The 9080-nt window shown below is 73.9% G+C and carries 5 protein-coding genes and 1 tRNA gene; 1 reads left to right on the forward strand and 5 read right to left on the reverse strand.

The genetic code is table 11. The features are described from left to right. Positions 1–1852: serine hydrolase domain-containing protein (locus G6556_RS14550; RefSeq protein ID WP_166942842.1), on the forward strand; the 1852-nt coding region annotated here is incomplete at its 5' end. 78 nt (positions 1853–1930) lie between these two features. Here G6556_RS14550 and G6556_RS14555 read toward each other — a convergent pair. From G6556_RS14555 to G6556_RS14575, 5 genes are all read right to left on the reverse strand, one after another. Next, a complete protein-coding gene (locus G6556_RS14555) occupies positions 1931–3394 on the reverse strand; it encodes a family 1 glycosylhydrolase (RefSeq protein ID WP_166942845.1) in 1464 nt (487 codons plus the stop codon). Beyond that, positions 3391–5337, reverse strand: a complete 1947-nt coding sequence (locus tag G6556_RS14560) for a beta-glucoside-specific PTS transporter subunit IIABC (protein ID WP_166942847.1) — start codon at positions 5335–5337, stop codon at positions 3391–3393. Before G6556_RS14560 ends, G6556_RS14555 begins: the two co-directional genes overlap by 4 nt. A gap of 61 nt (positions 5338–5398) precedes the next feature. Further along, on the reverse strand, positions 5399–6223 hold the full coding sequence (locus tag G6556_RS20265) for a PRD domain-containing protein (protein WP_166942849.1): 825 nt from the start codon (positions 6221–6223) through the stop codon (positions 5399–5401). Positions 6224–6452: 229 nt separating this feature from the next. Beyond that, positions 6453–8513, reverse strand: a complete 2061-nt coding sequence (locus G6556_RS14570; protein WP_346774921.1) for a DEAD/DEAH box helicase — start codon at positions 8511–8513, stop codon at positions 6453–6455. Between the two features lie 353 nt (positions 8514–8866). After that, a tRNA-Arg gene (locus tag G6556_RS14575) sits at positions 8867–8939 on the reverse strand. Positions 8940–9080 lie beyond the last annotated feature (141 nt).

Consider the following 9080-nt stretch of genomic DNA (forward strand, 5'->3'; position numbering starts at 1 on the left):
CGACGTCGACACCTGGCTCGACGGCTTCCTCCCCGCCGCGCTCGAGCGCACCGACATCCCCGGCGCGGCCGTCGCGGTGGTGCACGACGGCGAGGTCCTCACGACCCGCGGCTACGGCTGGGCCGACACCGGGACCGAGTCCGGCGAGGCCGTCCCCGTCGACCCCGACCGCACGCTGTTCCGCCCGGGCTCGGTGTCGAAGCTCGTCACGGCGACCGCCGTCATGCAGCTGGTCGAGTCCGGCGACGTCGACCTGGACACCGACGTGGCGGAGTACGTCGACATCGACGTGCCGCGGGCGTTCGACGACCCGATCACGCTGCGCCACCTGCTCACGCACACCGCCGGGTTCGAGGAGCGGATCCGCGGGCTGATCGGCCCCGAGGGGACGCCGGTCGACCTGCGCGCCGCCCTGGCCACCGACCCGCCCGAGCAGGTGTACCGGCCCGGCACGGTCCCGGCGTACTCGAACTACGGCAACGCGCTGGCCGGGTACGTGGTCGAGCGCGTGAGCGGCGAGCCGTTCGAGCAGTACGTCCGCGAGCACGTCCTGGAGCCGGCGGGGATGACGACGGCGACGTTCGAGCAGCCGGTGCCGGCCGACCTGCGCGACCGGCAGGCGCTCGGGTACGGCACCGCCTCCGGGCCGTCGACGGGCGTCGAGGTCGTCGGCGTCGCGCCCGCCGGCGCGCTGTCCGCGTCGGCCGCCGACATGGCGCGGTTCATGCTCGCGCTGCTCGGGGAGCCCGTGACCGGCACGCCGGTGCTGGACGCCGACGCGCTCGCGCTCATGCAGCAGCCCGCGCTCGGCGAGGACGAGCTGGGCACGCTGGCCGGCGGGCCGCGGATGGGGCTCGGGTTCTTCCAGGAGGACCGGAACGGGCACCGAGTCGTCGGCCACGGCGGTGACACGAACGCGTTCCACTCGCACCTGCAGCTGTACCCGGACGAGCGGACCGGCGTGTTCGTCACGGTGAACGGGTCCGGCGCGGGGGCGCTCGACACCCTGGAGCTGCGCGAGCAGCTGATGCAGGGCTTCGCGGACCGCTACTTCCCGGCGACCGACGACACCCCGGCCGGCGCCGACACCCCGGCCGCCACCGCCGCCCCCGACGCCGACACCGCCCGCGCGCACGCCGCGCTCCTCGCCGGCGCGTACACCGACTCCCGCGCGATGCGCAGCACGTTCCTGCACGCCACCGAGCTGCTCGCCGTCACGGAGGTCACCGCGCAGGACGACGGCCGGGTGCTGATCACGCCGGGCCCGCTGACCCGCCGGCCCGTGCTGTACGAGGAGGTCGAGCCGTGGGTGTGGCAGGAGGTCGGCGGCCAGCGGACGATCGCGGCGCGCGCCGAGGACGGCCGGGTCACGGCGATCGGCTACGACTCGGCGTTCACGCTGCTGCCGGCGAGCCCGGCGACGGGCGTGGCGCTGCCGGCGCTCGGCGCGGCGGTCGCCGTGCTGCTGGTGGCCGCGCTCGCCGGGCCCGTGACCGCGCTGGTCCGCCGCGTCCGGCACCGGGCCCCGCGCGACGCCGCCGGGCGCACGGCCCGGGTGCTGACCCGCGTCGCGGCGGCGAGCGCCGTGCTCGCCGTCGCCGGCTGGGCGGTCGCGATCACGACGATCATGGGGCTGGTCGACCTGCCGGAGGGCGGCCTCCGGGTGCTGCAGGTGCTGCAGGGCGTCGGGATCCTGGGGCTGGTGCCGGCGACCGTGCGGGTGGTCGGCGACGTGCGGCGGCGCGCCGGCGGGTGGCGGGTCGCAGGCGGCGTGCTGGTGCTGGTCGCACTCGGCGTCGTGGCGTGGTTCGCCGTCACCTACCGCCTGGTGGCGCCGAGCCTGTCGTACTGACGCGCGACGCGGCCCCCGACGCGCGAGGAGCCCCCGGCCGGGTCGACCACGGCCGGGGGCTCCTGCGCGGGCGCCGCGTCAGTCGCGCAGCGACGCCCCGTTGGTCCGGATGACCTCCTGGTACCAGTCGAACGACGCCTTCGGCGTGCGGGCCAGCGTCCCGTTGCCCTCGTCGTCCTGGTCCACGTGGATCAGGCCGTACCGCTTGGACATCTGCGACGTCGACGCCGCGATGATGTCGAGGCCGCCCCACGCGGTGTACCCGAGCACCTCGACGCCGTCCTCGATGGCCTCGCCGATCTGCTGGATGTGCGTCTTGAGGTAGTGGATCCGGTACGGGTCCTCCACCCGCCCGTCCGGCCCGACCTCGTCCTTGGCGCCCAGCCCGTTCTCCACGACGAACAGCGGCACCTGGTACCGGTCCCACAGGTCGCGCAGCGCGATCCGCAGGCCGACCGGGTCGTGGTGCACGCCCCAGTCGGTGACCTCCAGGTGCGGGTTGCGGATGCTGGAGAAGATGTTGCCGCCGGTGATGCCGTACTTCGACGGGTCGGCCGCCGACACCAGCGACATGTAGTAGCTGAACGACAGGAAGTCGACCGTGCCCGCGGCCAGCTCCTCCGCGTCGCCCTCCGCCACCGCGATCGTGATCCCCTTGCGCGCCAGCAGCCGCGGCACGAACGTCGGGTACGCGCCGCGGACCTGGACGTCGGTGTGCATGAGGTTGAGGTCGTTCGCCTCCAGGGCCTCCAGCACGTCGGCCGGGGCGCTGGTCGCCGGGTAGTGCAGCATCCGGGCGAGCATGCAGCCGACCTGCGCCGACGGGTCGACGTCCTTGATGATCCGCACGGCCCGGGCGCTCGCGACGTACTGGTGGTGCAGCGCCTGCCAGGCCTTGGCCTCGGTGTGCTCGCCCTCTCGGGTGACCACGCCGCCGCCGGTGTACGGCTCCAGCAGGGTCGTGTTGATCTCGTTGAACGTCAGCCAGTAGGTGACGAGCGGGTGCAGCTCGCGCACGACGGTCTCGACGTACCGGGTGTAGAGGTCGATCACGCCCCGCTCGGACCAGCCGCCGCGGCCGTCGGCCACGAGCGCCAGCGGCATCTCGTAGTGCGACAGGGTGACGACCGGCTCGATGCCGTGGTCCCGCAGGCACGTCAGCAGGTCCCTGTAGTAATCCAGGCCCGCCCGGTTCGGCTCCGCGTCGTCGCCGGTCGGGAAGATCCGCGTCCAGGCGATCGACAGGCGCAGGGCCTTGATCCCGAGCTCGGCGAACAGGTCGATGTCCTCGCGGTACCGGTGGTAGAAGTCGACCCCGTAGCGCTTCGGGTAGCCGGCCCCGCCCTCGACCGTCCGGGCGACGGCGATCTCCTCGTCCGAGGCGCGCATGAGCGCCTCGAGCGCGGTGTAGTTCCGCGCCTCCGGGGAGCGGAACGGCACGACGTCGGCGGTGGAGAGGCCCTTGCCGTCGGCGTCGAAGCCGCCCTCGACCTGGTTGGCGGCGAACGCGGTGCCCCAGAGGAAGTCGTCAGGGAAGCTCATCGGGCGGTCTCCAGGGCGTGCTCGAGGGTCTCGACGGCGAGCAGGCCGGCCCCCGCGCGGACGGTGCCCGCGGCGATCGGCTCGACGCCCGCGTACGCGGTCGCGTTGGTGACGACGACGACCGTGGTCGTGTCGTGGGTGGCCGCCACGGCGGGCAGGTCGACGGTCAGCAGGCGGTCGCCGACGGACACGCGGTCGCCGTCGGCGACGTGGGCCGTGAAGCCCTTCCCGCCGAGGTTCACCGTGTCGACGCCGACGTGCACCAGCACCTCGACGCCGTCGTCGGACCGCAGGCCCACGACGTGCTTGGTCGGGAACACCGTCACGACGGTGCCGGACACGGGGGCGACGACCTCGCCGTCCGTCGGCAGCACGCCGACGCCCTTGCCCATCGCGCCGCTCGCGAACGCGCCGTCGCCGACCTCGGACAGCGGGACGACGGTGCCGGCGACCGGCGAGGCGACCACGGGGCCGCCGTCGAGGGCAGCGGCCGCACCGGCGGCCCGGTCGTCCGCGGTCGCAGCGTCGGCCACGCCCGTGGACCCGGCCGCCGCAGCGCCCCGGGTCAGCGGCGACTCGTCGAACCCGATGACCAGCACGGCCACGAACGCGCCGACGAACGCCACGGCCAGCGCCGCGACGGACCAGCCGAACGTCTGCCCCGCGAGGCCGGGCAGGCCCGGGAGGCCGGAGTTGCCGACGAGCGCGTACGCCTGGGCGCCGAAGCCGAGCGAGATCGCGCCACCCGCGGCGCCGCCGATCATCGAGGCCAGGAACACCCGGCGCATCGGGAGCAGCAGACCGAACAGGCCCGGCTCGGTGACGCCCATGAGGGCGGTGAAGCCGGTCGACAGCGAGGTCGCGCGGACCTGGCGGGACCGGGCGCGCAGCGCGACGCCGAACAGCGCGCCGGCGACGGAGAACACCTGGACGTAGGTCAACGGCAGGAACGGGTCGTGGCCGAGCGAGGCCAGGTTGCCGAGGATGAACGGCACCAGGGCCGCGTGCATGCCGGTCATGATGATGAGCGACATCAGGCCGCCGAGCAGGATGCCCGAGAACACGCCGCCGTGGGTGAGCAGCCAGTTCAGGCCGCCGGAGATCTGCTCGCCGATGATCGCGCCGAGCGGGCCGAGGGCCACCAGGGTGATCGGGCCGACGACGACCATGCTCACCAGCGGGACGACGCTGAGGTGCAGCGCCTGCGGGAGCACCTTCTTGAGCCCGCGCTCGACCCAGGACAGCGCCCACACCGCCAGCAGCGACGGGATGACCGTGTACGAGTAGGTGGTCGCGGTGACCGGCACGCCGAGGAACGCCACCGGGTCGCCCGCGGACAGCAGGGTCACCAGGTTCGGGTAGACCAGCGCCGCCGACAGCGCCGCGGCGACGAACACGTTCGTCTTGAACGTGCGCGCCGCGGAGATCGCGATCATCACCGGCAGGAAGTAGAAGAACGCGTCGCCGAGCGAGTAGAGCAGCTGGTAGGTCTGCGTCTCGGTCGACATCCAGCCGAGCCACACGGCGAGCGCCAGGAGGCCCTTGATGAGACCGGCGCCGGCGATGGCGGGCAGCAGCGGCGGGAAGGTCTTCGACAGGAAGCCGAAGAACCGGTCGCGGATCGAGCCGCCCGACGCCGCGGGGGCGCCGGCGTCGACCGCGTCGTCCGCGTTCGGGTCGTTCACCTTCGCCACGAGGCCCGGGTGGGTCTCCTGGACGGCCGCGAACACCTTCGGCACGTCGTTGCCGATGATGACCTGGAACTGCTCGCCGCTCTGGTTGATCGCCTGCACCGCGGGGACGGCGCGCACGGCGTCCTCGTCGACGCGGGACCGGTCGACCAGACCGAACCGCAGGCGGGTGACGCAGTGGTAGAGCGAGGTGATGTTGTCCTCGCCGCCGACCGCCGCGACGATCGCGGCAGCGTCCTTCTCGTATGTCACAGGGCTCTCCTGAGCTGTCCCCACGGGTCGCCGGAGCGGCGCCGCGGGGTGGGAGGGGGTGTCAGAGCAGGTTCGACAGGTGCAGACCGAGGTAGGTCCGCTCCTGCAGCGTCATGACGTGTCCGTGGCGCTCCTCGACGACGGCCGCGACCTCGTCGACGACCGCGAAGGCCCGGGGCTGCTGCTCCACGAGGAACGCGTGCAGCGCGGGGTCCCCGCCGTCCTCGACCTCGCCGTCGACGACCCGCTGCGCGAGGAAGCGCAGGTGGGTCGCGAACCGGAGGTAGGCGTGCCGCTCGTCGTCGTCCGCGATGTCCAGCTCCTCGCGCACGACGCCGAGGACGTCGCGCATGAACTCCATGAGCCGGGCGGTCTTCTCGGACGAGCCGCCGACCGTCGCGTTCACGAAGTGCAGCGCGATGTTGACGGCCTCGTCGTCCCCGAAGGTCACCCCGAGGTGCTTGTTGAGGATCATCACGGCCGACCGCGCGAAGAGGTACTCCTCGCGGTGGATCGTCCGCACCTCGACGGCCAGCGGGTTCGCGAGGGAGATGCCCTCCCGGACGCGCTGCACGGCGTAGACGAGGTGGTCCGCCAGGGACGCGAAGATGCCGTCCCCGAACTCACGGCCCAGCGATCGGCGTGCCACGGTGACGATGTCGGCCGTCACCTGGAGGATCTCCGGCGGCACGGTGCCGACGATCGACGCGAGGTGGTTGCCCGCGGCGTCGTCGCGGATCCGGAACACCGACTCCACGCGCTTCTCGTCGATCGTGTCGCCGGGCCTGCCCTGGAAGCCGATGGCCTTCCCGACCACGATCACGTCGCGCCCGGCGGCGTCGACCGCGGACACGACGTTGTTGTTGAGGATGCGCCGCACCTTCACGCTGTACACCTTCGTTGCAGACCTGCTCTACCGGGGCCCTCTTTGGCCTCGGCGGTGGTGTTGCCTGCAAGAGCAGTGACAAGCCAGGCGGGACGGTAACACCGCCGTCCGTGCGGAAACAACAGACCTGGTCAGGATCACCCGGTCCCGGTGCCCGGGTGGAGCGTCCTGCCCGACACACCCCGGGCGTGTCGGGCAGGACCCTCCACTCCGGGAGCCTGCACGGGCGTCAGGCCGCCGTGGCCCCGCCCTGCGCGGCCAGCGCGTCGGTCAGCAGGCCGACCAGCGCCTCGAGCTGCACGTCGGCGGCCGCGCCGTCCTCCACGTCGGCACCGTCCAGCGCCCGCGCCGCGAGGCCGGACTTGCTGTCGATGAGCTCGGCGATCCGGGAGTCGACGGTCTGCGCGGCGATGACCCGCCACGCGGTGACCGGCTCGGACTGCCCGATGCGGTGGATGCGGTCGATCGCCTGGGTCTGCTCGGCGTCGGTCCAGGACAGCTCGGCGAGCACGAGGTTCGACGCGACCTGCAGGTTCAGCCCCACGCCGGCGGCGGTGAGCGAGCAGACGACGATCTGCACCTCGGGGTCCTCGACGAACGCCGTGACGTTCTTGTCGCGCTGCCGGGTGGTCTGGTCGCCGCGGATCGAGGCGAACTTGATGCCCCGCTCGGCGAACGACTGCTCGGCGTGGTCCATCACGTCGACGTGCTTCGCGAAGAACACCACCTTGCCGACGTTGCGGGCCAGCTGGGCGGCGTAGTCGGCGGCCGGCGCGGCCTTGGCCTGCCCGATCCGGCGGACCATCGAGAACACGTTCTCGCCCTTGGCCTTGCCGCTGGAGTCCTTGAGCTCCGCGGCGGCGACGCGCCGGGCGATCTCGTGGTCGGTCCCCAGGACCAGGCCGGTCTCCCGCGCCTCCACGGCGCTGCGGTACCGCTGCAGCAGCCGCTCGACGAGCGCGGCCTCGGCCTCGCGGATCGACCGGCCGGCCGCGCCGTCGAGCTCCACCAGCAGGTCGGCCACCCGGCGCGCGGGGATGTCGGCGACGACGTCGGCCTTGCGGCGGCGGACGATGCCCATGTCGATGACGCACTGCCGCGCGGCGACGGAGAACCCGCGGTCCGCCGGCGTGAGCCCGATGGCGTCCAGCGCGGTCATCAGCCGACCCACGGGCTTCTCGTCGTCGATCCAGCCGAGGTACTGCCAGATCGCCCGGAAGTCCTCGATGTCGTTGATCAGCGGCGTGCCGGTCAGCGCCATCAGCAGCGGGCGGGCCGCGCGCTCCCGGATCTTCTCGGCGATCGACAGCACGTGCTGCGAGCGCTGCGAGCGCTTGTTCTTGATGAAGTGCGCCTCGTCGACGACCATCCCGCGGAAGCCGTGCTCCCCCAGCCAGCCGACGTGCCGGTCGAGGATCTCGTAGTTGACGATCACGACGTCCGCGAACCCGTCGACCCGCTCGCCGTCGCCGTGCACGACGGTGGCGCGCCGCTCGGGCGTCCACAGCCCGACCTCGTGCGCCCAGTTCGTCTTCACGACGTTGGGGACGACGACCAGCAGCGGGTACGCGCCGGCGGTGCGGGCGGCGAGCAGCGCCTGGGCGGTCTTGCCGAGGCCGGGCTCGTCGGCGAGCAGGAACGTGCGGTGGCCCTCGGCGGCCGCGGTGACGACCTGCGCCTGGTGCGGCATGAGCTCGCGACCGGGCGGGGTCGGGATGTGCGCCGGCTCGGGCAGCGGCATGCAGGCGGCGACGCCGTCGCCGGACTGCTCGAACGACCGGAACAGCGGCTCGAGCAGCTCCCAGCCCGCCAGCCGGCGGGGCTTGGCGGCGACCCGCTCGGCGGCGGCCTCAAAGTCGGGGGCCAGGAACGGGTTGGCCAGCCGGCGGGAGAGCACCGACTGCGGGACGACCTGCCGGTCGGCGCCCGGCGCGGGGGCCACGGGGGCGGGCGCCTCCTCGGGCTCCGGCTCCTCCGGGACGTCCATGCCGGCCGCGCGCTGCACGGTCGCCTTGTACGCCCGGGCCGCGTCGGACACCTTGGCGTCGTCGGCCAGCAGCGCCAGCAGCGTCGTGTCCCGCGCGGCGATGCGCGCGAGCTGGGTGGCCACGCCGTCGAGCCGCTTCATCAGCTCCGTGCGCTTGGCCTGGGACAGCTCGGTGTCGGCCATCGCCCGGGCGCGCTCCTCGCGCACCAGCAGCGCCACGACCTGGAACTTGGTCCGGACGGCCGGCCGGACCGGCGGGCGCTGCACGGCGCCCTCGATCTCGCGGACCACCCCGGCGAGCACCGGGATCAGCCCCTGCTCGCTCGGGCGGGCGGTGCGGCGGCGCTGGCCGCCGGGGGCGGTGCTGCTGCCCCCGCGGGCGGGTCGGCGCTGGCCGGTTCGTGCCACTTCGTCTCCTTCGTGCCTGCGTGCCGCGGCGAGGGCACGCGGGCGTGGTGCCGTCGCCGCGCGGGTCCGGCGCGGACGCCGGGTGCGCGCGACGCGTCGCCGCGGACGCCGCCCGCGGGCCCGGGGCGGGTGCCGGGGGCGGCGGGCGCCGGTGCTGCGGGCGCGTCGTGGGGCGTCCCCGCCTTGTCACGGCGGGGCGCCTCGGCGGACGACCACGGGCCACTGTCGGCGCGCGGGGACGTCCGTCGTGCGCCTGGGCAGATTCGAACTGCCGACACCCGCTTTAGGAGAGCGGTGCTCTATCCACTGAGCTACAGGCGCGCGGGCCGGGACCCCTGGGGCGACCGGCCGGCCGCCGTCCCGCCGTCGGTTCGACGGGGCGGACGCGCCCACCCTACCGGGGCCGGGCGCGGTGGCGCTCCGGCGGCGCGCGGCGGGCGGGTCCGGCGGGCGTCGAGTGCG

Origin of the sequence: Cellulomonas sp. IC4_254 (assembly GCF_011603975.1) — a bacterium.
In the GTDB taxonomy this organism is placed as follows: Bacteria; Actinomycetota; Actinomycetes; order Actinomycetales; family Cellulomonadaceae; genus Cellulomonas.